This is a genomic window from Rhodococcus sp. M8 (genome assembly GCF_015654185.1).
Lineage (GTDB): Bacteria > Actinomycetota > Actinomycetes > Mycobacteriales > Mycobacteriaceae > Rhodococcus > Rhodococcus aetherivorans.
Genome location: NZ_CP064065.1, coordinates 4,486,148 through 4,510,835, shown reverse-complemented (window position 1 = coordinate 4,510,835; position 24,688 = coordinate 4,486,148). Strand labels below are relative to the sequence as shown.

23 protein-coding genes are annotated in these 24,688 nt (G+C 69.8%); 11 read left to right on the top strand and 12 right to left on the bottom strand.

Annotated features, from left to right (window positions below; translation table 11 throughout):
• The first annotated feature begins 58 nt into the window (after positions 1–58).
• The 3 genes from ISO16_RS28960 (at position 59) to ISO16_RS20415 (ending at position 2,573) form a co-directional block, all read left to right on the top strand.
• Positions 59–187 carry a hypothetical protein gene (locus tag ISO16_RS28960; RefSeq protein WP_268256881.1) on the top strand — a complete coding sequence of 43 codons (129 nt, stop codon included), beginning with the start codon at positions 59–61 and terminating at the stop codon, positions 185–187.
• 66 nt (positions 188–253) lie between these two features.
• Complete coding sequence (locus ISO16_RS20420; RefSeq protein ID WP_072634172.1) at positions 254–1,495, top strand: fatty acid desaturase family protein; 1,242 nt, start codon at positions 254–256, stop codon at positions 1,493–1,495.
• A gap of 52 nt (positions 1,496–1,547) precedes the next feature.
• The gene (locus tag ISO16_RS20415; RefSeq protein ID WP_072634171.1) at positions 1,548–2,573 is read left to right on the top strand and encodes an ABC transporter substrate-binding protein; all 1,026 of its coding nucleotides are present in this window, start codon (positions 1,548–1,550) and stop codon (positions 2,571–2,573) included.
• 12 nt (positions 2,574–2,585) lie between these two features.
• Here ISO16_RS20415 and ISO16_RS20410 read toward each other — a convergent pair whose 3' ends face one another.
• The 3 genes from ISO16_RS20410 to ISO16_RS20400 all read right to left on the bottom strand — a co-directional run bounded on the left by ISO16_RS20410 (position 2,586) and on the right by ISO16_RS20400 (position 6,782).
• Complete coding sequence (locus tag ISO16_RS20410) at positions 2,586–3,350, bottom strand: maleylpyruvate isomerase family mycothiol-dependent enzyme (protein WP_072634170.1); 765 nt, start codon at positions 3,348–3,350, stop codon at positions 2,586–2,588.
• A 65-nt stretch (positions 3,351–3,415) separates the two neighbouring features.
• Positions 3,416–4,867: a family 43 glycosylhydrolase gene (locus tag ISO16_RS20405; protein WP_072634169.1), complete on the bottom strand. Its 1,452-nt coding sequence runs from the start codon at positions 4,865–4,867 to the stop codon at positions 3,416–3,418.
• Positions 4,868–5,006: 139 nt separating this feature from the next.
• Positions 5,007–6,782: a cholesterol oxidase substrate-binding domain-containing protein gene (locus tag ISO16_RS20400; RefSeq protein ID WP_072634168.1), complete on the bottom strand. Its 1,776-nt coding sequence runs from the start codon at positions 6,780–6,782 to the stop codon at positions 5,007–5,009.
• A 267-nt stretch (positions 6,783–7,049) separates the two neighbouring features.
• On the opposite strand from ISO16_RS20400, the gene ISO16_RS20395 reads away from it, so the two are divergent.
• On the top strand, positions 7,050–8,180 hold the full coding sequence (locus ISO16_RS20395) for an LLM class flavin-dependent oxidoreductase (protein WP_072634167.1): 1,131 nt from the start codon (positions 7,050–7,052) through the stop codon (positions 8,178–8,180).
• 14 nt (positions 8,181–8,194) lie between these two features.
• On the opposite strand, the gene ISO16_RS20390 is transcribed toward ISO16_RS20395, so the two are convergent.
• The 4 genes from ISO16_RS20390 to ISO16_RS20375 all read right to left on the bottom strand — a co-directional run bounded on the left by ISO16_RS20390 (position 8,195) and on the right by ISO16_RS20375 (position 11,881).
• Positions 8,195–8,989 carry a metal-dependent hydrolase gene (locus ISO16_RS20390; protein WP_072634166.1) on the bottom strand — a complete coding sequence of 265 codons (795 nt, stop codon included), beginning with the start codon at positions 8,987–8,989 and terminating at the stop codon, positions 8,195–8,197.
• Positions 8,990–9,132: 143 nt separating this feature from the next.
• A complete protein-coding gene (locus ISO16_RS20385; RefSeq protein ID WP_072634165.1) occupies positions 9,133–9,606 on the bottom strand; it encodes a Dps family protein in 474 nt (157 codons plus the stop codon).
• Positions 9,607–9,904: 298 nt separating this feature from the next.
• Positions 9,905–11,365: a catalase gene (locus tag ISO16_RS20380; protein WP_072634164.1), complete on the bottom strand. Its 1,461-nt coding sequence runs from the start codon at positions 11,363–11,365 to the stop codon at positions 9,905–9,907.
• An 84-nt stretch (positions 11,366–11,449) separates the two neighbouring features.
• A complete protein-coding gene (locus ISO16_RS20375) occupies positions 11,450–11,881 on the bottom strand; it encodes a Fur family transcriptional regulator (RefSeq protein WP_029547199.1) in 432 nt (143 codons plus the stop codon).
• Positions 11,882–12,018: 137 nt separating this feature from the next.
• Here ISO16_RS20375 and ISO16_RS20370 point away from each other — a divergent pair, with 137 nt between their 5' ends.
• Positions 12,019–12,819: a DUF5602 domain-containing protein gene (locus ISO16_RS20370; RefSeq protein WP_006945633.1), complete on the top strand. Its 801-nt coding sequence runs from the start codon at positions 12,019–12,021 to the stop codon at positions 12,817–12,819.
• A 2-nt stretch (positions 12,820–12,821) separates the two neighbouring features.
• The gene (locus ISO16_RS20365; RefSeq protein ID WP_006945634.1) at positions 12,822–13,619 is read left to right on the top strand and encodes a DUF5602 domain-containing protein; all 798 of its coding nucleotides are present in this window, start codon (positions 12,822–12,824) and stop codon (positions 13,617–13,619) included.
• A 16-nt stretch (positions 13,620–13,635) separates the two neighbouring features.
• Here ISO16_RS20365 and ISO16_RS20360 read toward each other — a convergent pair whose 3' ends face one another.
• From ISO16_RS20360 to ISO16_RS20345, 4 genes are read right to left on the bottom strand one after another with little or no spacing between them, the layout of a single operon-like run.
• Complete coding sequence (locus ISO16_RS20360; RefSeq protein WP_029547198.1) at positions 13,636–14,262, bottom strand: acetoacetate decarboxylase family protein; 627 nt, start codon at positions 14,260–14,262, stop codon at positions 13,636–13,638.
• Positions 14,255–15,970: an FAD-dependent oxidoreductase gene (locus tag ISO16_RS20355; protein WP_072634163.1), complete on the bottom strand. Its 1,716-nt coding sequence runs from the start codon at positions 15,968–15,970 to the stop codon at positions 14,255–14,257. The genes ISO16_RS20360 and ISO16_RS20355 overlap by 8 nt, the downstream gene beginning before the upstream one ends.
• The gene (locus tag ISO16_RS20350) at positions 15,967–17,472 is read right to left on the bottom strand and encodes a flavin-containing monooxygenase (RefSeq protein ID WP_072634162.1); all 1,506 of its coding nucleotides are present in this window, start codon (positions 17,470–17,472) and stop codon (positions 15,967–15,969) included. Before ISO16_RS20350 ends, ISO16_RS20355 begins: the two co-directional genes overlap by 4 nt.
• Positions 17,469–18,047, bottom strand: coding sequence for a TetR/AcrR family transcriptional regulator (locus ISO16_RS20345; protein ID WP_006945640.1), 579 nt, complete (start codon positions 18,045–18,047; stop codon positions 17,469–17,471). The genes ISO16_RS20350 and ISO16_RS20345 overlap by 4 nt, the downstream gene beginning before the upstream one ends.
• 197 nt (positions 18,048–18,244) lie before the next feature.
• On the opposite strand from ISO16_RS20345, the gene ISO16_RS20340 reads away from it, so the two are divergent.
• The 4 genes from ISO16_RS20340 to ISO16_RS20325 all read left to right on the top strand — a co-directional run bounded on the left by ISO16_RS20340 (position 18,245) and on the right by ISO16_RS20325 (position 23,462).
• A complete protein-coding gene (locus ISO16_RS20340) occupies positions 18,245–19,411 on the top strand; it encodes an acyl-CoA dehydrogenase family protein (RefSeq protein WP_029547195.1) in 1,167 nt (388 codons plus the stop codon).
• A gap of 49 nt (positions 19,412–19,460) precedes the next feature.
• Positions 19,461–20,984: an acyl-CoA synthetase gene (locus ISO16_RS20335; protein WP_072634161.1), complete on the top strand. Its 1,524-nt coding sequence runs from the start codon at positions 19,461–19,463 to the stop codon at positions 20,982–20,984.
• Between the two features lie 25 nt (positions 20,985–21,009).
• Positions 21,010–22,350, top strand: a complete 1,341-nt coding sequence (locus tag ISO16_RS20330; protein WP_050034503.1) for an MFS transporter — start codon at positions 21,010–21,012, stop codon at positions 22,348–22,350.
• Between the two features lie 266 nt (positions 22,351–22,616).
• Complete coding sequence (locus tag ISO16_RS20325; RefSeq protein WP_072634160.1) at positions 22,617–23,462, top strand: PhzF family phenazine biosynthesis protein; 846 nt, start codon at positions 22,617–22,619, stop codon at positions 23,460–23,462.
• A gap of 48 nt (positions 23,463–23,510) precedes the next feature.
• Here the strand turns inward: ISO16_RS20325 and ISO16_RS20320 are convergent, their stop codons facing one another.
• Entirely contained in the window at positions 23,511–23,852 is a 342-nt protein-coding gene (locus ISO16_RS20320) for a DUF3703 domain-containing protein (protein WP_072634159.1), read from the bottom strand.
• Positions 23,853–24,191: 339 nt separating this feature from the next.
• On the opposite strand from ISO16_RS20320, the gene ISO16_RS20315 reads away from it, so the two are divergent.
• Entirely contained in the window at positions 24,192–24,626 is a 435-nt protein-coding gene (locus ISO16_RS20315) for a hypothetical protein (protein ID WP_072634158.1), read from the top strand.
• Positions 24,627–24,688 lie beyond the last annotated feature (62 nt).

Below are 24,688 nucleotides of genomic sequence, written 5' to 3'. Positions count from 1 at the left end.
GACACCTCGGGCGCGGCGGGTGTTGACTGGGTCTACACCCCAGGCCCCGGAGGCCGCCATGATCAACGTTCTGCGACCGAACCCCCTGCTCGCCGCCGTGATCGTCGGGCCCGGAGGGCCGAGCGACAGCGAGCGGGCACACGGCTCCACGGGGTACGCCGTGGCAGTCCGCCGCGACTACTACTGATTCAGTCCTGCCGTGCGGGGCCGAATCCGGCATCGCGCGTTGCGGACTCGATACGGAAAGAACACGATGGCGATCTCCGACATCAAGGAATATGCGCACCTCACCGCGGAAGACGTCGAGGCTCTGAGCAACGAGCTGAACGGGATCCGCCGGGATGTCACCGAGTCGCTCGGCGCGGCGGACGCCGCCTACATCCGGCGCGCGATCGCCTTCCAGCGTGCACTGGATGTCGCCGCGCGGCTGATGATATGCGCCAGCAAGGCGCCGGCCGTATGGGTGCTGGGGATGACGGCCCTCGCCGGGGCCAAGATCGTGGAGAACATGGAGATCGGCCACAACGTCTCGCACGGGCAGTGGGACTGGATGAACGACCCGGAGATCCACTCCACCACGTGGGAATGGGACATGGCCGGGCTTTCCTCACAGTGGCGGTACTCCCACAACTACCGCCACCACGTCTTCAACAACGTCGTAGGCATGGACGACGACCTCGGCTTCGGCGTCATCCGGATCACCCGCGATCAGCCTTGGCATCCGGGCAATCTGGCGCAACCGCTGCGAAACCTGCTGTTGGCAACCACATTCGAGTGGGGAATCGCACTGCACGGTCTGCACTCCGTGAACGAGCACGCCGGCAGCGCGGCCGAGAAGACCGACCACAACCGGGCACTGCTGGGAAAGGTTGTCCGCCAATCGCTCAAGGACTACCTGGTCTTCCCCGCCCTCAGCGGTCGTCGCTGGCGGCGCACCCTGACGGCCGGCCTGGCCGCGAATCTGCTCCGGAACCTGTGGTCGTACGTGGTGATCTTCTGCGGGCACTTTCCGGACGGCGCCGAGAAGTTCACCCTCGTCGAGCTCGAGCGCGAGACAAGGGCGGAATGGTATCTCCGGCAGACGCTCGGAAGCGCCAATTTCCACGCCGGTCCGGTGATGGCCTTCATGAGCGGTAACCTCTGCTACCAGATCGAGCATCACCTGTTCCCGGACCTGCCCAGCAACCGCTACGCAGAGATCTCCACGAAGGTCCGGGCGCTGTGCGAGAAGTACGATCTGCCGTACACCACCGGCTCGCTCGTCCGGCAGTACCTTCTGACGCTGCGCACGATCCACAAGCTCGCTCTGCCTGATCGATTCCTGCGCGCGACCTCCGATGACGCCCCGGAAACCGCCTCCGAACTGAAGTTCCGCTCCCCGACTACCGCGCCGGCCGTTCCGCCGGCAGCCCCGCGACCCGGCCGTCGGGCAGTTCTGCGGACCCTGCACATCGACCGGCGCAACCGCCGGCGAGGGACCCCGACAACGGGTTGATCCTCCCGGGGGTGGGGCCACGGAGGATATGAGGCAAGGATAGCCTGCCCTCATGCACAAGCTCAGACACCTCGGCCGCCTCACCGCCGCGGCCCTGCTCGTCACCTTCACCGTCGCGGCGTGCGGCGGCGCGGCCGAGTCGACCCGCGACACCGGCTCCGGCTCCGGCAACACCGACGTGGCCACCGGCGGCCGGCTGTTCGCCACCGCCGACGAGGAGACGGCGAAGCTCGGTAGCGAGGCGGAACCCGGCCGGTTCCCCCGCATGGTCACCCACGCTCTCGGCGAGACGGAGATCGCGGCCAAGCCGCAGCGCGTCGTCGTGCTCGACGGCGGCGAACTCGACGACGTCCTCTCCCTCGGCCTCACACCCGTGGGCCTCGCGAGTCCCGAGGGCGCGGCGGAGCAGCCGTCGTACCTCGCGGACCGGCTCGCCGGTGTGGCCGACGTGGGCACGATCAACAACCTCGATCTCGAGGCCATCGGCGCGCTGCGGCCGGATCTGATTGTCGGCAGCAAGCTCCGCGCGGACAAGATGTACCCGCAGCTGTCCGCCATCGCCCCGACCGTGTTCTCGATCCGGCCCGGTTTCCCGTGGAAGGAGAATTTCCTGCTCGTCGCGGACGCGCTGGGCGAGGAGGAGAAGGCCGAGTCCGTCCTCAACGCCTACCAGACCCGCGCCGACGAGGTGCGGGACTCGATCCAGGGCGATCCGAGCATCTCGCTCGTGCGGTTCATGTCCGGCAAGATCCGCCTGTACGGGAACCTCTCGTTCATCGGCGTCATCCTGCAGGACGTCGGGCTGCGACGTCCGCCGGTCCAGGACATCGAGGAACTTGCGGCCGAGGTCAGCCCGGAAACGATCACGGAGGCGGACGGCGACCGGATCTTCTACTCGAGCTACGGCAGGGAAACCGACGAGGCAGCCGTCGTCGGCGGCCCGCTGTGGTCGAGCCTCACAGCCGTGCAGCAGGGGCGCGCCGTCGCGGTGAGCGACGAGACGTGGTTCCTCGCACTCGGCCCGACCGGCGCGATGCTCGTTCTCGACGACCTCGAGCGATTGCTCGCACGGCAGTAAACGAGATCGGCGTCAGATCGTCACCTCGTCGCGCCAACGGGTCAGCAGCGCGGCGTCACCGAACACGTCGAATCGATCGAGGGACGCCCGGTTCCACAGGAGGAGCAGCAGATCCGACGCCGGCCCGCGGACCGCGACGTCCCCCTCGGCGTGGGTGTGGACGACGGAAGGTTCGTCGGCATCGAAGGTGATCAACCATTCGCCCTCGCCGGCGGCGAGGGCGGGGTCGGTCGCATGCAGGTGCATCGTCTTCCCCGACCCGGCCGGCGACCCGGCACTCCCCGCCCCACCGAGGGCCCCCGCGCCGCCGAGGGCACGGAACGGGAGCAGTACCCCGAAGAGTTCGTCGATGCCCTCGACGGCCAGCGCGGTGTCGACGGGCGTGGTGCCCTCGCCCGCGGCGAGTTCGGCGTCGATCCGGTGCAGCGCAGTCTCGACCGCCATGCGACGGACCCAGAACGAAGCCGGTTGCGGTCCGGCGAAGGTCTGCTCGTCGACGTGCGGATCGGCCGATTGCACGGCCTCCGTCAGCTCCTCGAGTCCGTCCCGCACCCATGCGACGACGGCGGCCCCGGCCGGAGCCGGGGGGATCTCGGTGCGACCGCCGGTGCGCAACCAGCCCGCCGCGTTCCGGTGCACTCGGCCGACGTGCCCGAGAAGCCGTTCGACGGACCAGCGCGGGCAGGTCGGGACCGGCCGGTCGAGCCGGCCTTCGCCGGCGGCGAGCAGCCGCTCGGTGTCTGCGCGCAACAGCGCCGGATAGGAGGCTCGATCCATCCCTCGATTATGGGTGGCTCCCCCGTCGCGCCGAAGCCCCGGCGCGCCGGGGTGGGACCACGCGGTCAGCGGGCCGTCTCGCGCACTCGCAGTGTCACCACGTCGAGGGACTCGCCGACGTCCGAGAGCCCCTCGGATTTGCGGGCGGTGACGGCACCGAACTCGACCGTCTCCACGCCGTGGGTGCCGGCGAAGGCGTACAGGCCGTAGGTGCCGTTCGCCGCACTGTCGCTCACCGTGAAGGCGATTCGCTCCTCGCGGGTCTCCCCCGGCGCCAGATCGACGTCGATCGGGCCCAGGACCGGCTCGCCTTCCTCGCCGTTCGGACGGACCGCGCTGCCCCACACCTGACCCGTGTAGGGCGCGTCGCCGGGTGCTTCGACGAGCATGGTGGCTTCGATCACCCCGCCCGAGGCGGGCAGCGTCGTGGCCGTGTCGGCCGTGAGCGAGACGCGCACGGGAAGATCCGTCCGGGGAACGTCGGGGCGGGTCGACGACGGGGACCCGTCGCCGATCTCCGGCCAGCCGTTGGCCCACACGATCCGGTCGATCATGCCCTCCCGTCGCTGGGCACCGCTGGGAAGCTGGAGATCGTCGCGGGGAATCGCGTGGTAGACGATCCAGTCGTCGCCGGCGTCGTCGGTCACCACCGTGTTGTGCCCGGGTCCCGCCCACGGATCACTGCCGGCCAGGATGAGCGCGCCGCCACCGCCGTCGAGGTCGTCACCCTTGCGGTCGACGTACGGGCCGGTCAACGACTCGGACCGGCCGACGAGCACCCGGTAGGCGGTGTCTGCGCCGTTGCAGCAGTGGCCGGAGGAGAGGAACAGGTAGTAGTAGCCGTCGCGGTATTCGACGTGCGGCCCCTCGAAGCGTTCGTCCGCGACCCGGACCGGTTCGCCTGCGGGCGCGGTTCCGTCCGCGGCGAGCGGGATGGCGTAGACGCCCTTGAAGTTCCCGACGAACATCGTCTTCGTCGTGCCGTCGTCCCACACGAACGGATCGATCGTGCCCTGGACGCCGACGTCCTCGGCACAGAACACGGGGCGGCCCAGGTCGGTCCACGGGCCGGCCGGTCCGGGTGCGGTGGCGAGGCCGATGCACGGATTCGCCCCGTCCGGCAGCGCGTAGTAGAGGCTGTACCCGGTGTCCGACTCGATCACGTGGGGAGCCCAGACGTAGTTGTTCGCCGGATGCCATCCGGGAATCTCGGAGAACACGTCGTCGACGTACATCCAGTCCGTGAGGTCGAAGGACTTGAAGACGGACATCCCCCGCAGTCCCCGGCCGTCGCCCCAGTCGTCGCCCGTGGTGTACATGTAGTACGCCCCGTCGGGCGCCCGCACGATGCTGGGGTCGGCCGCGACGGGCTCGACGATCGGGTTCGCCGCGGCGGGTGGCGCCGGCGCGATCAGGAAGGCGAGCAGCGACATCGCGGCCGCGACGGATCCACGGCGGACGTGGCGTCGAGCCGCGTGGTGACCGCCCGCCTTCTTCCCCGTCTCGAACTTCCGCACGTCGCTCCCACCGTCGACTCACATGGAACGGGGCAAATGTATACGGATGTGACTGGTGTGGGAGTTGTGAAAGGCGCAAGCGGCCGGATCGAAACCGAACCGTGCCCTCGGACCGTACCGGAACCCCCTCCCGTGGCCCCTACACCGGCGGCAGCAGCCGGTCCAGGAAACCGTTGCTGAACACCCGGTGCGGATCGTGCCGATCGAACGCCGCGCGCGCCGCGTCCCAGCCCTCGTCGGCGGACAGCCCGGTGCGGTACATCGCCGGGATCGTCTCGCCGAGGAACCGCGAATCCCGGTGCCCCCCCTGCTCGTCGAACGCCCAGCCCTTCGACCACTCGGACCGGAAGGCGGCGTAGTCACCGGAGTAGTGGTCGGCCATCCACTGCTCCATCTCCCGGAAGAACGCGGACTGCCCCGCGGTGCCGGGAATGGAGACGACGTTCATCCAGATGGCAGTGTCCCAGTCGGGCCGGTCGGGACGGGGACGCACGGCCGACAGATTCGGCGCTCCGGCCGAATCGACGAGCACCTCCGACTGGTCGTCGACGGTGCACAGTCGCACCTCGAACGGCATGTTGACCGGATACTGCCCGAGCGAGGCGTAGTGGGTCATCCGCTCGTGCAGCCAGGTGGTGAACTCGTGGACGACGCGGGCGATGTTCGCGCGCCGCGTGACGACCACCCCACCGCCGGCGATGACGCGCAGCGTGGTGGCCCGCAGGTAGAACAGCAGGTCCTTCGACCAGCCCCACAGGTCGGCGGTGCCGGTGGCGGCGAGACCGGCGGCGACGGCCCCGAACTGGCCGGCACCGAAGGCCGGGGTGGCAGCCTGCATCCCGCTCGCCACCCGGCCGAGAGGGGTGGTGACCTCCTCGGGGATGCTGTCGGAGAAGAAGTAGTTGTACGGGCCGTGCACCTCGCGCGCGGTCGGTGGCTTCTCGGGGCACACCGACCAGATCTTCAGCCACGGCGTCTCGGTGAAGGGAAACCAGATCGCCTCGACGCGGCCGGACTCCTCGACGAACCGCTCGAAGGTACGGCCCGGGGAACCGGGCGGGGCGAACAGTTCCTGCCACGGCACGTCGGTGAAACTCTGGCAGCGCAGCCGGTAGTTGGCCCCGGCCTGCAGGGTCACCGAGGTGACGAAGCTGCGGCCCAGGTGGGCGAGCAGGGGCGTGATCTCGGGTTCGGACCGACGGAACTCACGCAGTTCGTAGGCGCCGGCGGCGGCGTTCCACACGACGGCGGTGAGGGCGACGACGAGGTTCGACAGCGAGCCGAACGACTGGCCGGGGAGCGCACGCTCCCCCGCGGCCGGATAGGTGGCGCCGTGCGCGCCGATCGACAGCGCGCCCGCGATGGTGATGTCGCCGATCGCGGGGGCATTGGCCCAGCCCAGGCCGTGTTGTTCGAGCGCGGCGAGGATCGACTCGATGCTCGCACCCGCGCCGGCGGTGACGGTGGCGGGTGTTCCCGCGGGATCGACGGTGACGGCGTTCAGGTGCACCATCGTGTCGATCAGCACGATCTTCTCGACGCTCTCGCCGGGCACGACGGTCAGCGGGCTCCAGCTGTGCATGGTGCCGCGCGGCCGGACGCGGTAGCCGTGGGCGCGGGCCCAGTCGGCGATGCGCACGACGTCGTGCGCATCGCGTGCGGTGGCGGTCCACACCGCGTCGAAGCGGATCGTCCGGGCCCAATTCTCGAAGCGCTGCTGGGCCAGCGGGATGTCTGCGGGGAACTCCGGCGGTGCCGGAATGATGGCGCGCGGATCGCCCACCGGGACCGCGCCGGCGGGTGTCCAGGCGAGGCCGGTCAGTGCGACGGCACCGGCGGCGCCGAGGAGGGCTCGTCGGCTGAGGGTCGTGGTCGAGGCGGGGTCGCCGTCCGTCCGGGCGTCGCGGGGGTCCACCGGGCTGGGCTCCGATCTGGGAAGAGGCAGAAACAGAGCAAAAATAGAACAAGTTCTCTTTCGATGCCAGTGGTTCCGTAATGCGCCGCCGAACCGGCTGAACGCCGCCGTCCACGACCGGAGCGAGGACGTAGGACCCTAGCCCCGCACCCGGTCACGGGCAGACAGTGGCAAGTGCCGTTGCACGGCGGCGACAGCGTGCCGTTGCACGGCGGCGACAGAGCGCCGCCGGCCGCCGGTGAACGGACAGGCCCGGAAGGGAACGCCATGACGTCCACCACGATCGATACCGGCATGTACGTCCCGCCCGACCCACCGTGGCGCGAGGTGCGGGTCGTCACGGCGCTGGCGAGGTATGGCGGGCTGACGTCGCTGTTCGTCTGGGACCATTTCCAGGAGTTCTACCCGACCGCCCTGTGGGACAGGACCTTCACCCGCTTCAGCGACCAGGTGTCGAGTCCGCACGAGGTGTTCGACTACCAGACCCTGCTCGGGGCACTGGCGGCCCCCGCGGGGAGGATGCGGCTCGGGGTGGGAGTGAGCGAGCCGATCCGGCGCCACCCGGTGCTGCTCGGTCAGGCCGCCCTGACCCTGGCGCATCTGACCAAGCGCGCGCCGATCCTCGGCCTGGGCTGCGGGGAGCGGATGAACATCGACCCGTACGGGCTGTCGCAGGCCCACCCGGTCGACCGACTCGCCGAAGCCGTGCAGATCGTCCGCCGCTGCTTCGACTCGCACGGCCCGTTCGACTTCGACGGCACGCACTTCCACCTGGACGGGGCGGTGATGGACCTGCAGGCCCCACCCGGGCGCACCCCGGATATCTGGATCGCCGCCCACGGACCTCGGATGCTGCAGTTGACCGGGCGCTACGGCGACGGGTGGCTGCCGATGACCATCGCACTGCGCACCCCGGACGAGTACGCGGCGAAACTGGCACGCATCCGTACCGCCGCCGCCGAGGCCGGTCGCGACCCCGACCGGATCGTGCCGGCGTTGGTGGCCTACATCCTCGTCGCCCCCACACAGAAGCGGGCGCAGGCGATGCTGCACAGCCGGATGATGCGGTACTGGACGCTGCTGTTCCCTGCCGAGCACTGGGCTGCGGCCGGCGCGGTACATCCCTTCGGGCCGGAGTTCCGCGGCTCGGTCGACGTGATCCCGGAACGCTACGACCGGGCCCGGTGGGAGGAGGCGCTCGCGGCGGTGCCCCAGGAGGTCACCGAATACGGATTCCTCGTCGGCACACCGGGCCGGATCACCGCGCGGTTGCGGGAGTTCGGGGAGGCCGGGCTGCGGCATGTGGTGCTCGGCCCCACGTCGGCCTACCTGTCGCTGCAGGACTGGGCGTACACAGTGCCCGCCGTGTATCGCATCGCCGCGTCGCTGCGCAGGTGAGCACCCTCGAGGACCTACACGCCGACGGCCTCCCGCAGGAGTTCCGGCGCGCCGTCGATCGACCACACCGCCATCGCGACCGCGGCGATCGTCAGCCCTGGACCGAGGATCGCCAGCTCGAAGGCGCCGCCGGCGCGGATGGCAAGGAACCCGGGCATCTTGATCTCCCACCAGCGCTCGCCGCGCCACGGCAGGAACGGCGCGAGGAACGGTATGCCCTCCTTGGTGACGGCGTCGCCCAGGCAGTGCGTCGCGCACCCCAGCGCCACCGCCACCCCGAGGCCCACCGAACCGACCTCTCCGGGGAACCAGTTCCACATGAGCACCGACAGCACCGCCGAGGTCGCGGTCACCACGAGCCAGCCGTTGCGCTTGGCCCATCCGTCCGCGAGCCCGCGCAGCGCCAGGCCGAGCGTGACGAACAGGACGGCGACGACCGCGACCCGGTCGAACCGGGCGACAAGCGTCGACACCCCCGCCCCCAGCAGGCCCGCGAACAGGGCCGTGTGCGTCAGCGTGCGATGCCCGCCGCGACGGCTGCGGTCGCGGCGGCCCTTGGTGAGCGTGTAGTAACCGAGCGAGAGGTTGTCGATGCCGCGCGCCGCGACCTGACTCACCGGCCCGAAGGACCGCGCCACCGTCGACTGGGGCGTGTCGAGATCCGGCAGGAGGGCCGAACCGGCGCAGACCGCGGCGAACGCGAACGTCTCGGCCGTGGATGTGGGCCCGCCCCACTCGCGGGGCAGCACGTCGGCGACGAGGAGGCCGACCAGCGCCCCGGACACCGCGTGGGTGGGACCCATGACCATCGCTGCAGGCACCTTTCGATCGAAGAACGAACCGATGCCAACGTAGCAATCACATCCGACACTTCAGTAACACAGGTGTTCGATCGCCCGGCGCACACGAAGGGCCACCCGCGGGAACGGGCGGCCCTCTCGCACTCGACGGCTCAGGCGAGCTGCGCCTGCCACATCCAGTGCGTCTGCTCGAGGCCGGCGGTCTGGGCGATGAGCAGGTCCTGCGTGACCGGGTCGGCCTCGTCCGTCGCCGCGATGCGCTCGCGCAGGCGTCCGATGACGGCCGCGAGGTTGTCGGTGATCGCCGCGACGACCTGCTCGTCCTTGGTCCAGCCCGCGCCGAAACCCGTGGTGCCGGAGTCCTGGGCGACGGTGGTGGCCCGTCCGTCCGGGCTGACGCCGATCGCCGTGAGGCGCTCCGCCACCTCGTCGGTGTAGGTGCGGGCGGCCGTGACGATCTCGTCCAGCGCGAGATGCAGGCTGCGGAACTGCGGGCCGACGACGTTCCAGTGCGCCTGCTTGGCGATCAGGCTCAGGTCGATCATGTCGACGAGGGTGCCCTGCAGAGCGTCCCCGGCGACCTTCTGCTGGTCCGGGTTCAACGTGCTGGTGATCGGTCCGGTCATGATCCGAGCTCCTATCCGTGTCGATGTGCCTCCCGGCGGCGACGGACGTCGCGCGCCGGCCGTGCTTCGGACATATCTCCCCCGCTTCAACGCTCGACGCGGTGACCGAGTTCCGCGCGGCCGCAGGCAACGAAGTGGATACGGGGCCCCTTCGGCCCGGAGTGTCCGTGGCAGCCGCGGCCGCGCGGGCGGATGATGGAGGAAGAATCCGTATCGAGGGAGGACAGAGTGATGCAGACGGTCATCGTGTGGATACTGGCCACCCTCCTCTACTGGTGGGGCATTCTCTGACGGGAGGTCAGGCCCGGCCCGCCCGCACGCCCTCCTCGACCTTCTTGCCGAGGTCGGCGTCGACGTTCGACCAGTATTCGAAGATCCGCTCGTACAACGCCGCCGCGGTCCCCCCGAGGATGTGGCCGACGATGTTGCCCACCAGCCGCTCACGGGCCGCGTCGTCGAGCACCTCGCGGACCAGCGTGCCGGCCTGACCGAAGTCGTCGTCCTCGGCATGCCGGACGTAGCCGGCCCGCACCGCCTCGGTGCCGAACTCCCACAAACCTTCGTCGCCGGCGGCCTGCGGGTCGGCGTGCGGGCCGCCGAAGCTGTTCGGCGCATACACCGGGGTGCCCGGGTCGTTGAACGAGTACCGCATGGCGCCGTCCTTGGAATACGAGTTCACCTCGTTCCTCGGCGCGTTGACCGGCAGCTGCGCGTGGTTCGCGCCGAGGCGGTAGCGGTGCGCGTCGGCGTAGGAGAACACGCGGCCGAGCAGCATCTTGTCCGGCGACAGGCCGATGCCCGGCACGATGTTCGACGGCGCGAACGCGGCCTGCTCGATCTCGGCGAAGAAGTTGCGCGGATTGCGATTCAGCGTCCAGGTGCCGATCTCGATCAGCGGATAGTCGCGCTGCGACCACACCTTGGTCAGGTCGAACGGGTTGAAGCGATACCCCTCCGCCTCGGCCACCGGCATGATCTGCACCTTCAGCGTCCAGCTGGGGAACTCGCCCCGCTCGATCGCGTCGTGGAGGTCGGCGCGGTGGTAGTCGGGGTCGGTGCCGGCGAGGCGGTCGGCCTCGGCCTGCGTGAGGAATTCGATGCCCTGGTTCGTCTTGAAGTGGTACTTGACCCAGAACCGCTCTCCGGCGGCGTTGACCCACTGGTAGGTATGGGAGCCGAAACCGTCCATGTGGCGCCAGGTTCGGGGGATGCCCCGGTCACCCATCAGCCACGTCACCTGGTGGGCGCTCTCGGGTCGCAGCGTCCAGAAGTCCCACTGCATGGTGTGGTCGCGCAGACCCGAACCGGGTAGCCGCTTCTGGGAGTGGATGAAGTCGGGGAACTTGATCGGGTCCTTGACGAAGAACACCGGGGTGTTGTTGCCGACGAGGTCGTAGTTGCCGTCCTCGGTGTAGAACTTCACCGCGAAACCGCGCGGGTCGCGCCACGTGTCGGGGCTGCCCTGCTCCCCGGCGACCGTCGAGAAACGCACGAGGGATTCGGTTTTCGCGCCCGGCTGGAACAGCTTGGCCTTGGTGTAGGCACTGACGTCGCCCGTGACGACGAGTTCGCCGAACGCGCCGCCGCCCTTGGCGTGCACGACACGCTCCGGGACCCGTTCGCGGTTGAAGTGGGCGAGCTTCTCGATCAGGTAGTGGTCGTGCAGCAGTACCGGGCCCTGCGTTCCTGCGGTGAGCGATTCGTCGTCGCTCACGACCGGAATGCCGACGTTGTTGGTGGTGGGGCGGGGATTCGTCACGGTGATCCTCCTCTGGAAGGGTGCACGCTCCGCGCCACGTCGCCGCGGTGCGGGTCGTAGTCGGAGTGGAGAAATGGGGCGGGACTAAGACTCTCGACAGTCGGAGCACAGTCCCCAGAACGTCACTTCGGCCTCGTCCACGACGTAGCCGTGGTCGTCCGAGGGTTCGAGGCACGGCGCCGCTCCGACGACGCACTCGATGTCGGTGACCGCGCCACAGCTGCGGCACACCAGGTGGTGGTGGTTGTCGCCGATCCGGGTCTCGTACCGGGCCGGCGAACCCGCGGGTTCGATGCGGCGCAGGAGCCCGGCCCCGACGCACGCCTTGAGCACGTCGTACACCGCCTGCGTGGAGACGGAGCCGAGTTCGCTCCGCACCGCGGCCGCGATCTCGTCCGCATCGGAATGGGGGTGCGCGGCAACCGCGCCGAGCACGGCAACACGCGGAGCGGTCACCCGCAGACCCACGGAGCGCAGTTGCGCCGGGGGGTCGAGGTGCTCATCCGCTCGTTGCATGATCCCAGTATGCCCATTTTCTGGAATTAGTCAAGAAAAGGCGGGCGGGATCGGTCCGCACACGATCGCCTGATTCCGCACAACGGACCCGCCGGCCGGGTCTACCCTGCTTCTCAGCCCACCGGAAGAGGTTCGCCATGCGCACCAACCCGATCTCTCGCGCCTCCGGGATCGCGATCGCGGCCGGCACCGCGCTCACCCTGCTGCTCGGCTGCTCCAGCGGATCCGACACGGAATCCGAGCCCTACTCCTACGGCCCCACCGTCGAGGTCGGCGACGGCACGGCCCGCACCTACGTCGAGCAGGGCGACGACGGTGCCCCCGCGGCGATCGGGGTCCGCTTCTCGGCGACGGCGCTCGACGGCCTCTCCGACGCTCTCGAGGTGCACACGCTCGAGTTCCCGGCCGAGGCGGACGAGACCGCGTTCGACCATCTGACCATGGACTGGAACCCGCACGGGCACGAACCGGTGGGACTGTTCGACCAGCCTCATTTCGACATCCATTTCTACATGATCGGCGCCGAGCAGATTTCCGAGATCGACCCGGCCGCACCCGGGTACGCCGACGCGGCGGCCAACATGCCCGAAGCCCGGTACATGCCGGCCGACTACGTGCCCGCCGGTCCGCCGGAGATGGCGCTCGTCCCGCAGATGGGGATGCACTGGGTCGACGGCACCCTGCCGATCGCGCCGGGACAGTACGACTTCACCCAGATCCTCATCGAGGGATCCTGGGACGGCGAATGGACCTTCATCGAGCCGATGCTCACCCGCGACTGGCTGCTCACCCGCCCCACGATCGACGAGCCGGTGAAACAGCCCGAGGCCTATCAGCAGAGCGCGTACTACCCCACCACCTACTCGGTGAGCTTCGACGACCAGGCGCAGGAGTACGTCGTCGAACTCGGTGGACTCACCATGCGAGAGGAGTCGTGACAGTGGTGCACCTTCGCACGTTCGCGGTGCTCGGAGTCGTCGGCGTGACGGCGACGGCGACGGCACTCGTCGTCGGTTCCGTGGCCGGAGCCCAGGGCTCCACGTCCGTCGACGGCCCGCCCCGCCCCGTCGGTAACGGATCGGCGCACACGTACGTCACCGTCGGACCCGACGACACCCCCACCGCGATCGGCGTCCGCCTCGATGCCGCCGCTCTCGAAGGCCTCACGAGCGGTCTGCTGCCCACCACCGAGGCCTACGTGCTCGACGTTCCCGACGGGGCGCCCGCGACGGTCGTCGACCATGTCACGCTGGACTGGAACTCTCACGGCCACAATCCGGAACACGGGTTCGACCAGCCGCACTTCGATGTGCACTTCTACCTCGTCGACACCGCGACGGTGGAGTCGATCAACCCGCTCGTCCCCGGGTATCTCGAGCGGGCGGCGAAGCTGCCGGACCCGAAGTACCTCCCGGAAGGCTACGCGCCGTCGGACCCCCAGCCGATTCTCGGCACCGTCCCCAACATGGGACTGCACTGGCTCGACACCGCCGAGCCGCACGGGCACTTCACCGAGACGGTCCTGCAGGGCTCGTGGGACGGCCGGCACGTCTTCATCGAGCCGATGATGACCCGGGACTGGCTGGCGTCCCGGCCCGATCTGCACGAGGAACTGCGGCAGCCGAGCGCGTATCAGCAGTCCGGCTACTACCCCACCACCTACTCGGTGACGTGGGACGACGCAGCCGGACAGTACGTCGTCGAACTCGGTGGGCTCACGATGCGCGAGGCGTCGTGAGCTCACCGCAGGTTCCCTAGCGCACCGTCCGGGCCGGGCCGATGCTCATCCGGCCCGACGTGATGACGATGCCGTGGTGGGCCCCCGGCAGCAGCCACCGTCCCAGTGTCGGGCCCTGCGCCTCGACGCGGACCCGGGCGTAGCGGAACCGTCCCCTCAGCCGTGCCGTGGCGCGGGCCTGGCTGCCGTCCGGTTCGGGCTGTGCGAACGCCAGTCCCCCGACGATCGGCAGTTCCGGACCGCGCGGGGTCGCGTCGGTGTCCACCTTCCATGTGTCGCCCGTGGCGGAGAACCGGCCGATGACGTCGCCGGTGAACGAGGCGAGCACCTTGGGCAGATGCCAGTGCTCGCGCCCGCCGTGCACGGACGCCTCGGAGTCCACGGCGATGAACGGCACGGCCATCGCCGGGATCAGTCCCGGGCGCAGGACGGGACTTGCGAGCACCTCGCGGTAGGGGCCGACGGGCGATTCGAGGTAGTCCACCACCATCGCGAGGGTGAACGGCAGGGTCCGGCCGCCGGGGCCGAACTGGGCCGCCCCGGGCGCGCTGCGGTGCCACCACAGGGCCGCGCGCGCCTGCGCCGACCACGGCGGCGGCGCGGACGTCGGCCAGTCGGTACGTTCGTCGGTGCTCTCAGGCACGCTCCACAACACGGGCGGCCTCCTCTCGTCGGACGGGATGGATCGGCAGGCGCAGCGCCGCGGGAGCCGACTCCGGCACGCTGGGGCGCACCGGCCGCACCGGAGTGACCGGCACGTAACCGGATCCGAGCGTCGGGCGTGGATCGACGTCACCCTTGTTGGGCCACAACGCCATCGCCCGCTCGGCCTGCGCCGTGATGGTGAGCGACGGGTTCACGCCCAGGTTGGCGCTGACCACGGATCCGTCCACGACGTGCAGGCCCTCGTGGCCGTAGGCGCGCAGGTAGGGATCGACGACACCGGACTCGGGCGAGTCCCCGATCACGCAGCCGCCGAGGAAGTGCGCGGTCATGGGAATGTTGACCAGGTCCGCAACCGATCCGCCCGCGTCGCCGTCGATCTTGCCGGCGACCCGCCGGATGGCCTCGTGACCCACCGGAATCCACTCCGGCGGTGGCGCGCCGGGCCCGCGACGGCTCGTGAGCCGGCGTCCGAACGGCCCGCGCGTGCTCGCCAGTTCGAGGGAGTTGTCGTCGGTCTGCATGACCAGCGCGATCACGGTCCGCTCGGACCAGCGCCGCACCGACAGGGTGCGCAGGAACGCGGCGGGGTTGCGGGCCGCCACCGCGAGGAACTTCACCAGCCGCGGTGTCCGGCCCCCACCGTCGACCAGGAGGGCCTGCAACAGCCCGATGGCGTTGCTGCCCTTGCCGTACCGCACCGGTTCGATGTGGGTGTGGTCGTCCGGGTGGAAGGAGGCGGTGATCGCGATGCCGCGGGAGTAGTCCACGGTGCGGTCCTGCGCCGTCGCGGCGAGCACCGCTTCGGAGTTGGTGCGCACCACCGTGCCCAGTCGCGGCGACAACCTCGGCAGGGCACCGGTCTCGCGCATCGCGAGCAGCAGCCGCGACGTGCCGTAGGTGCCGGCGGCAAACACCACCTGGTCGGCGGTGAACACTGTGTGGCGCTTGCGGATCCGGTTCGTGCTGCGGGCACGGACCTCGTATCCCCCCTCGGCGCGCGGACGGATCTCGGTGACGGTGGTGAGCGGATGGATCGTCGCCCCGGCCTGCTCGGCAAGGTACAGATAGTTCTTGACGAGGGTGTTCTTCGCGCCCACCCGGCAACCCGTCATGCAGCCGCCGCACTCGGTGCAGCCGGTGCGCTCGGGCCCGGCGCCCCCGAAGAACGGGTCCGGCACCGTCTTCCCCGGTTCGCCGAAGAACACGCCGACCGGCGTGGTGGTGAACGTCTCGCCGACCCCCATCTCCTCGGCCACCGAGCGCATCACCTCGTCGGCGGGGGTCGTCAGCGGATTCGGGCGCACGCCGAGCATCCGCGCCGCCTGCTCGTAGTACGGTCCGAGCTCGGCCTGCCAGTCGGTGATGTGCCCCCACTGCGGGTCCTGGAAGAACCGGGCCGGCGGCCGGTAGAGGGTGTTGGCATAGTTGAGCGATCCCCCGCCGACGCCGGCGCCCGCCATGACCAGGACGTCGGGCAGCAGGTGGATGCGCTGCACGCCGTAACAGCCCAGGGCCGGGGCCCACAGGTACTTGCGCAGTCGCCAGCTGGTCTTCGGCAGTTCGTCGTCGGCGAAGCGGCGGCCGGCCTCGAGAACGCCGACGCGGTAGCCCTTCTCGGTCGCGCGCAGCGCGGCGACGCTGCCGCCGAAGCCGGACCCGACGACCAGAACGTCGTAATGGGTCATGCCGCAATCCTTTCGGTAGCGGGACGGGTCACGTAGTTCTCGGGATCGAAGCGCTTGGTCCGGGCGCGGTACCGCCAGGTGAACGTGGGCCACATCACCGAGTTGCGCCCCTTGCGGTCGAGGTACCAGCTGTGGCAGCCGCCCGCGTTCCACACCGTGCCGGCGAGGGCGGGGTCGAGTTCGGCGTTGTAGTCGCGCTGCGCGCCGGCGGTCACCTCGACGGTGGCCAGTGCCCGGGACCGCATGGTGCGCAGGGCGTCCGCGATGTAGGCGGCCTGCGATTCGAGCATGTACACGATCGAGCTGTGGCCGAGGTTGGTGTTCGGCCCGTACATCAGGAAAAGGTTGGGGAAGCCGTGGACCGAGACGCCCAGGTAGGCGCTGGGGCTGCCGTTCCAGGCCTCGGCCAGGGTGCAGCCGTCGCGTCCCCGGATGTGCCGGGCCACAGGCGGTTCGGTGACGGTGAAGCCGGTGCCGAAGATGACGGCGTCGACCTCGTACTCGTTGCCGGTCTCGTCGACGACACCCTTCTCGGTGACCGCGGTCAGCCCGGAGGCAACCACGGTGACGTCGGGCCGGGTGATCGCCGGGAACCAGTCGTTGGACAGCAGGATCCGCTTGCACATGATCCGGAACCCCGGGGTGAGCTTCGTCCGCAGATCCGGATCCGGGACCTGCTTGTCGAGGACCGACAGCGCTCGGCGCTCGAACAACGGCACGAGCCACCGGCGCGCGAACGGCCGTGTCATCCCGACGACGTACGTTTCCTTCTGCCCGTAGACGGCCCCGCGAACGACCTTCTGCGCGAGCGGGAAACGCCGGTAGAGGGCGCGCACCGGACGCGCAATGGTGTGATCGTGCTTGGGCATGACCCACGAGGCGGTGCGCTGGAACAGCGTCAGGTGCCCGACGGTGTCGACGATGGCGGGGACGAACTGTATCGCGGAGGCGCCGGTGCCGATCACGGCGACGCGCTTGCCGCGCAGGTCGTAGCCGTGGTCCCACTCTGCCGAGTGGAACATCTTGCCGCGGAACATCTCCAGGCCCGGCACCTTCGGGAGGGTCGGGGTGGACAGCGCACCGGTCGCCGAGACCAGCACGTCGGCGGTGAGGTCGCCCCGCGACGTCGACACGATCCAGCGGGTGTTCTCGTCGTCCCACTGCGCGTCGCGCAGTTCGCACCCGAACATCGTCCGGTCGGTGACGCCCTGTTCCGTCGCGACCCGACGCAGGTAGGCGTAGATCTCCTCCTGGGTGCCGTGGGCCTTCGACCAGTCCGGTTCGGGCGCGAAGGAGAACGAGTACAGCGCGCTCGGCACGTCGCAGGCCGCGCCCGGGTAGGTGTTCACCCGCCAGGTGCCGCCGACGTCGTCGCCCCGCTCGATCACGAGGACGTCGGCGCGCGGGTGCTCACGCAGCAGCGTGGCCGCCATGCCGATGCCCCCGAAGCCGGCCCCCACGACGAGCGTGTGGACGTGCGGCGGGAGGGTCTCGATGCTCACTTCATCACCAGTTCCTTCCAGACCGGGAGCAGCCGCTCCCGGATCTCACGATCCGATTCGGGGGTACGCATCAGGGCGGCGACGGCGAGGCCGCGGGCCAGCTCGATGCTCAGGTCGATTCCGTCGGGGCCCATCCGGTCCCCCATGATCTCGAGGCAGCCGACCCGCAGCGCGTCGGAGACCTTGCGCTCGAGGGGGATCACCGCCTCGTGCAGGGTGGGATCGGTCCGGGCGGCCACCCACAGCTCGAGCGCGGCGTGGAACAACGGTCCGCGGAACGCGTCGGTGAGGACGTCGAGGCCACGCTCGGGGTCCGGGCTGGCCTCGAGGATCTCCGTGAGGCGCTTGTCGACGAGGTGCTCGACCGCGGCGACGACGAGCGATTCCTTGGTCGGGAAGTGATGCAGCTGCGCACCCCGGGATACCCCGGCCCGTTTGGCGATGACCTGGGTGGTGGTGCGCGCGTAGCCGAGTTCGACGAGCGAGTCGACGGCCGCGTCGAGGAGTTTCGCCCGGGTCACGGCGGTGCGCTCGGCCTGCGTGCGCCCCGTGCCCGTGGATGTGGTTCGAGTCACAAGAACGGACGGTAACAGCAAAACAACAAACAGTCCAGACTGCTTGCAAGTTTTTAGCCGAGACACATATCCCCAGCTGAGGGCACCGCCCACCCGGAAAGCAGATGGATTTCAACCGTTGACTATTTCAATCATTATTGGTCTACTGTGATCTGCGCGACAAACCACGAGGTCGCAGAAGGAGGACCGCCGTCTCCATGAGTGCCGTGTCGCTCGAACGCACCATCTACGAACCCGACCACGCCGCGTTCCGCGAAACCGCGCGACGCTTCGCCGAGCGCGAGGTCGCACCCCACCTCGAGCAGTGGGCCGCGGCGGGCCGCGTCGACCGCGAGCTGTACCGGCAGGCCGGCAAGCTCGGCCTGCTCGGTGTCGCCGTGCCGGAACGGTTCGGCGGCGGGGGCATCGACGATTTCCGGTTCGGCGCCGTGCTCATCGAGGAACTCGCCCGCGTCGGCGCCCAGGCCGTCACCATGGGCTTGTCGGGATTCAACGACCTGGTCGCCCCGTACTTCACGGCCCTCGGCACCGAGGAGCAGAACCATCGCTGGCTCGCCCCCATGGTCGCCGGTGAGGCGATCGGCGCGATCGCCATGACCGAACCCGGCGCCGGCAGCGACCTCGCCGCCGTCGCCACCACCGCGATTCCCGACGGCGACCACTTCGTGCTGAACGGCAGCAAGATCTTCATCTCCAACGGCCTGCTCGCCGACACGATCATCGTCGTCGCGAAGACCGATCCCGCCGCCGGGAAGAACGGGGTGAGCCTGCTCGTCGTCGAGGACGGCATGCCCGGGTTCACGAAGAACGGCCCGCTCGACAAGGTGGGCCTGTCCGCACAGGACACCGCCGAGCTGGTGTTCGACGACGTCCGCGTGCCCCGCGCCAACCTGCTCGGCGAGGAGAACCGGGGCTTCGGCTATCTGCGGCACAACCTGCCGCAGGAGCGGCTCAGCATCGCGGTGACCTCCATGGCCCTGATGACCCGCACGTTCGAGACGGCGCTGCGCTACGCCACCGACCGCACAGCGTTCGGGCAGCGCATCGCCGACTTCCAGGCCAACCGCTTCTACCTCGCCGAACTGGCCACCGAAATCGAGATCGCGCAGGTGTTCGTGGACCGTTGCATCCTCGACGCCGCCCACGGCCGGCTCGACGAGGTGACGGCGGCGATGGCCAAGTGGTGGGTCACCGAACTGCATCTGAAGGTGGTGCACCGGGCCGTGCAGCTGCACGGCGGCTACGGGTTCATGAAGGAGTACGACGTCGCCCGCGACTATCTGGACTCCCGGGCCGGGACCCTCTACGGCGGCACCACGGAAATCATGAAGGAGATCGTCGGTCGCCGGCTCACCCGGACGTAGTCGCTTCGGCCACAGACCATCCCGCATCCCAAGGCATCGAGGAGATCCCGTGCTCAATCAAGGTACCGGAACCTGGCCGCACCGACGCGCCCGGCAGGCCCCCGACGCGGTCGCGCTCGACTTCCGCGGCACCACCGTCACCTACCGCGAACTCGACGAGCGGGTCACCCGGCTCGCCCACGCCCTGCGCGCCCGGGGTATCGGCCCCGGAGACCGGGTCGCGCTGCTGTCCGCGAACCACCCCGCCTACCTCGAGGTGCTGTTCGCCGCCGGCCTGCTCGGGGCCGTGTTCGTGCCGCTCAACGCCCGGCTGACCACCCCCGAGGTGGAGTACTGCCTGGCCGACTCCGGCAGCGCCGTGCTGATCCATTCCGCCGCCCTCGCGGACGTCGCCGACGCGGCCGCCACCGCGGCCGGCACCGCCCGGCGCGTGGTCCTCGACGGGGCACCCGACGACCGGGCCGTCGGCTACGAGGAGATCATCGCGACCGCCCCCGCCGACCGTCTCGACGTCCCGGTCACGCACGACGACCCGTGCTTCATCATGTACACCTCCGGCACCACCGGCCGGCCCAAGGGCGTCGTCCTCACCCACGGCAACGTGGTGTTCGCGGTGATGAATCCGATCGTCGATCTCGACTTCCTCTCCGACGAGGTGGCCCTGGTCGCCGCACCGCTCTTCCATACCGCCGCCTTGAACTTCGTCGCCCTGCCGACCCTGCTCAAGGGCGGCACCGTGATCGTCGAGGAGGGCTTCGAGCCCGGCCGCATCCTGCACCTGATCGAAACCAAGCGGGTCACGTACTCGTTCGGGGTGCCCACGATGCTCGACGCGATGAGCACCCACCCGAACTGGAACCGCACCGATCTGAGCTCGATCCGTCGCTGGATCGTTGCGGCCGCACCGGTACCGCCGCGGACCCTGCAGACCTACACCGCCCGTGGCGTCCGCCTCTGCCAGGGATACGGATTGACCGAGACCGGCCCGGGCGCACTGATCCTCACGCCCAAGGACGCCGAGCGCAAGCTCGGCACCGCGGGCGCCCCGCACTTCTTCACCGACGTGCGCGTCGTCGACCCGGACGGCACCGAGGTCGCCCCCGGCGGACGCGGCGAGATCCAGATCTCGGGCCCGAATGTGATGCGGCGGTACTGGAATCGCCCCGACGCCACCGCCGAAGCCTTCACCGGCGACGGCTGGTTCCGCTCCGGCGACGTGGGGGTTCCCGATGAGGACGGCTTCGTCACGATCGTCGACCGGCTCAAGGACATGATCATCTCGGGTGGCGAGAACATCTACCCCGCCGAGGTGGAGGCCGCCATCCTCGACCTGCCCGGCGTCCTCGGCTGCGCCGTCTTCGGTGTGCCCGACGAGAAGTGGGGTGAGGTGGGCCGGGCCGCCGTCACCCTCGCCGACGGCGCCACCCTCACCGAGGACGAGCTGTTCGCCTTCCTCGGCGAGCGCCTCGCGAGGTACAAGATCCCCAAATCCCTTCTCGTTCTCGACGAGATCCCCCGCAACGCCACCGGAAAGATCCGCAAGGACAAGTTGCGCGAGCAGTACGCCCACTGACCCGACCGCCACGGCAGGAGCTCCCATGACCGTCACCGCATCCGCGGACATCACTGCGGCCCAGAGAAAGAAGGAAGTTCGACGCGTCGTGCTGTCGAGCTATCTGGGCAGCACCATCGAGTTCTACGACTTTCTGCTCTACGCGACCGCGGCAGCGATCGTCTTCGCACCCGTGTTCTTCTCGGACCTGTCCCCGCTCGCCGGGACCATCGCGTCGATGGGCACGTTCGCCGCGGGCTACCTGGCCCGTCCTTTCGGCGGCGTCGTCTTCGGGCACTTCGGCGACAGGTACGGCCGCAAGTCGATGCTGCTGATCTCCATGACGGTCATGGGCGTCGCCTCGTTCCTCATCGGCCTCGTCCCGCCGGCGTCGGCGATCGGATCCTGGGCCGCCATCATTCTCGTGCTGCTGCGCGTGTGCCAGGGCATCGCCGTGGGCGGTGAGTGGGGCGGCGCGGCGCTCATGTCCCTCGAACACGTCGGCGGGCGGGGGCGCGGCTTCGCCGCCTCGTTCACCAACGCCGGCGCACCCACCGGTTCCCTGCTCGGCACCCTCGCCCTGGCGCTGGTGGCGCTGCTGCCCGAGGACGACTTCCTGTCGTGGGGCTGGCGCATCCCGTTCCTGCTGTCCGCGGTGATGCTGGCCGTCGGCCTGTTCGTCCGGGCCCGGGTGTCCGAGAGCCCGCTGTTCCGGGAGGCGATGGCCAAGCAGGCCGAGGTGGACGCCACCGCGGTCGACAGGCGGACCCCGCCGATCCTGAGCATCCTGCGCCGTCCCCGGAACCTGCTGCTCGTCGCCCTGGGGTGCATGGCCAGCTTCGGCATCCAGACCATGTTCACCACGTTCGCCATCGGGTACGCGTCCCATTCCGGGGTGACCCGATCGCAGGCGCTCCTGGCGTTCGCCGTCTGCCAGTTCGTCGCGATCTTCACCCTGCTCGGATTCGCCCGCCTCTCCGACCGCGTCGGCCGGCGACCGGTGATGCTGTTCGGTCTCGGCGCGTTCGTCGTGCTGATCGTGCCGATCCTGGCGCTACTGTCGTCCGGCAACGTCGCCCTGGTGACGCTCGGGTTCGTGCTCGGCTTCGGCGTCTGCCAGTCCGCGACCTACGGTCCGATGGCGGCGTACATCGCCGAGCAGTTCGGCACCGCGGCCCGGTACACCGGCGCCTCGCTCGGCTACCAGGGCGCGACACTGCTCGGCGCGGGCTTCACGCCGGTGATCCTCGCGTCGCTGCAGGCGGCCGCCGGCGGCGGCACCGGCCTGGTCGCGGCGTTCATGATCGGGCTGGCAGTCCTGAGCGCGGTGTTCATCCTCCTGGCGAAGGAGAGCAAGGACCGCGACCTGAGCACGTACGAGCACTGAATCCTCGAACCGTGAAGGGCGCGCAGGGACTTCCCTGCGCGCCCTTCGTCGTTCAGCGCCGCAGTCGTTCAGCGCCGCAGTCGTTCAGCGCCGCATCGGCACGTGATCGATGCCGGCCTCGAGGTGGTTCGGACCGATGCGGGCGAGCGTCGCGGAACGGATGGTCGGCACTGAGCCCGTCGCAGGGTCGCCGGCGTATTCGGATGCGCCCCGCCGGCGCCGCGACCACAATCGTCGGGACGGAACCGACGAAGGAGACACAGCCGATGGTGCAGCCACGTTCCCGGAACTTCGCGCAGGTCGACGTGTTCGCCGCCGAGCCGTACCGGGGAAACCCGGTCGCGGTCGTCCTCGACGGCGACGGCATCCCCGACGAGGCGATGGCGCAGTTCGCGGCGTGGACGAACCTGTCCGAGACCACGTTCGTTCTTCCCCCGACGACCCCCGAGGCCGATTACCGGCTGCGCATCTTCACCCCCGGCGCGGAGATCCCGTTCGCCGGCCATCCCACGCTCGGCTCGGCGCACGCGTGGCTCGAGGCCGGCGGCGTGCCGAAAACCCCGGGCCTTCTCGTCCAGGAATGCGGAGCCGGACTCGTCGAACTGCGCCACACCGACGAGTCGGCAGCGTTCCGCGCCCCCGAGCTGGTCCGTCGCGGCGACCTCGACGAGGACCACCTGGCCCGCATCGCCCGTGGCCTCGGGATCGCGCGCGAGCGGATCGTGGCCCACAACCGGGTCGACAACGGGCCCGGCTGGGCTGCGGTCCTGCTCGAGTCCGCGCAGGACGTGCTCGACCTCGAACCCGACGACCAGCACATGCGCGACCTGATGCTCGGTGTCGTCGGCCCCTACCCGCCGGGATCGCCGCAGCAGTTCGAGGTCCGCGCCTTCGCCGCGCCCGTCGGCGTCAAGGAGGACCCGGTGACGGGAAGCCTCAACGCCGGCCTGGCCCAGTGGCTGATCGGCGCCGGCATCGCGCCGGCCGACTACCGGGCGAGCCAGGGGACGCGCGTCGGCCGCCGCGGCATCGTGACCGTGCACTCGTCGGGCGACGAGGTGTGGATCGGCGGACACAGCACGACGTGCATCCGCGGGACCGTGCACCTGTAGGAGCCGGTCGTGAGCGGGGTCCGCCCCTCCGAATCCGGGGGTGGGCGACTACGCCGACAGCGCCCGGGCCAGATCGGCCGGAACCGGCATCGGGGTCGTCAGACCGGCGGCGACCCGTCCGGTGTTGCCTTCGGGATACCGGCCGGTCATCGAACCGGGAGCAGCAACGACAATCCGCACGACCTGCCCGAGGGCCTCGCGGCGGTCACGGCAGCGCAGCGCCAGGGCGAGCATCGCGACGTGATTGCAGGTGTGCAACCACGGATCCGGCTGGGACAGGATGTGCGCCCGTTCGAGGTGGCGCCACCGTTGCTGCGGGTCGCCGGCAGTTTTCGACGCGGCCATCTCCCGTCGGTAGAGGTCCCGGGCGGCGGTACCGATGCGCGGCATGACCGATCCTTTCGGTGAACGTTGTCGAACGCGAGTTGTCAGCAGCATTCCTCGGTCTCGGCCGCCGAGCAAGAACGGGCCGCCACGGGTCGATCGTTCACACACGTCCGTGGCCGGAATTCCCGCTCCCCTCTGCGCAACGAGTGATTCGAGGACGGTCAGGACTGTAGTGACCGCAGCGCGGGTGCGGCCCACGTGGTCGTCTTCGTCGTCGCTCTCGCAGCGACGGCCCTCGTCCTCACCCTTCTCGCCGTGACGAAGGGCGGCCGGCGTCCCTGTCGCCGCAGGCGCCACTAGGATCGGCGATCAGGTGCCGCTCACAGCAGTCGAGGACGGGTGATGGAAACTCTCGCACGCTACGTGGAACTGTTCGTGCCGATGCTCTGGCTCGGGATGGTGCTCGCCATCTCCTTCCTCGAAGCACCCCTGAAGTTCCGGGCGCCGGGAATCACCATCCCCCTCGGACTCGGTATCGGTCGCCTGGTGTTCCGGGCGCTCAACACGGTGGAGGGGGTCCTCGCCCTCATGCTGATCGCGGCGTGCCTGGTCTCGTCGCCCGGCACGACCGGGTGGATCCTGCTCCTCGTGACGGTGGCCGTGCTGGCGGTCCAGGTGGCGGTGATCCGCCCGCCGCTGACGCGCCGCTCGAACCGAATCCTCGCGGGGGAGGACGCACCCCGCTCGAAGGTGCACTACGCCTATGTTGCGCTCGAGATCGTCAAGGTCGCACTGCTGATCGCGCTGGCGATCGTGCTGGCGCGCACGTTCGTCTGACGCCGCCCCGGCGCACCGGGCTCCCTGGTCCGCCCGAACAGCGCGCGTCCTCGGCGCGGTGC

Excerpts from the sequence above, each read along its gene's own strand:
- ISO16_RS28960 (WP_268256881.1), top strand. The coding sequence starts at position 59 with ATGATCAACGTTCTGCGACCGAACCCCCTGCTCGCCGCCGTGATCGTC.
- ISO16_RS20420 (WP_072634172.1), top strand. The coding sequence starts at position 254 with ATGGCGATCTCCGACATCAAGGAATATGCGCACCTCACCGCGGAAGAC.
- ISO16_RS20415 (WP_072634171.1), top strand. The coding sequence starts at position 1,548 with ATGCACAAGCTCAGACACCTCGGCCGCCTCACCGCCGCGGCCCTGCTC.
- ISO16_RS20410 (WP_072634170.1), bottom strand. The coding sequence starts at position 3,350 with ATGGATCGAGCCTCCTATCCGGCGCTGTTGCGCGCAGACACCGAGCGG.
- ISO16_RS20395 (WP_072634167.1), top strand. The coding sequence starts at position 7,050 with ATGACGTCCACCACGATCGATACCGGCATGTACGTCCCGCCCGACCCA.
- ISO16_RS20390 (WP_072634166.1), bottom strand. The coding sequence starts at position 8,989 with ATGGTCATGGGTCCCACCCACGCGGTGTCCGGGGCGCTGGTCGGCCTC.
- ISO16_RS20385 (WP_072634165.1), bottom strand. The coding sequence starts at position 9,606 with ATGACCGGACCGATCACCAGCACGTTGAACCCGGACCAGCAGAAGGTC.
- ISO16_RS20375 (WP_029547199.1), bottom strand. The coding sequence starts at position 11,881 with ATGCAACGAGCGGATGAGCACCTCGACCCCCCGGCGCAACTGCGCTCC.
- ISO16_RS20370 (WP_006945633.1), top strand. The coding sequence starts at position 12,019 with ATGCGCACCAACCCGATCTCTCGCGCCTCCGGGATCGCGATCGCGGCC.
- ISO16_RS20355 (WP_072634163.1), bottom strand. The coding sequence starts at position 15,970 with ATGACCCATTACGACGTTCTGGTCGTCGGGTCCGGCTTCGGCGGCAGC.
- ISO16_RS20340 (WP_029547195.1), top strand. The coding sequence starts at position 18,245 with ATGAGTGCCGTGTCGCTCGAACGCACCATCTACGAACCCGACCACGCC.
- ISO16_RS20330 (WP_050034503.1), top strand. The coding sequence starts at position 21,010 with ATGACCGTCACCGCATCCGCGGACATCACTGCGGCCCAGAGAAAGAAG.
- ISO16_RS20325 (WP_072634160.1), top strand. The coding sequence starts at position 22,617 with ATGGTGCAGCCACGTTCCCGGAACTTCGCGCAGGTCGACGTGTTCGCC.
- ISO16_RS20320 (WP_072634159.1), bottom strand. The coding sequence starts at position 23,852 with ATGCCGCGCATCGGTACCGCCGCCCGGGACCTCTACCGACGGGAGATG.
- ISO16_RS20315 (WP_072634158.1), top strand. The coding sequence starts at position 24,192 with ATGGAAACTCTCGCACGCTACGTGGAACTGTTCGTGCCGATGCTCTGG.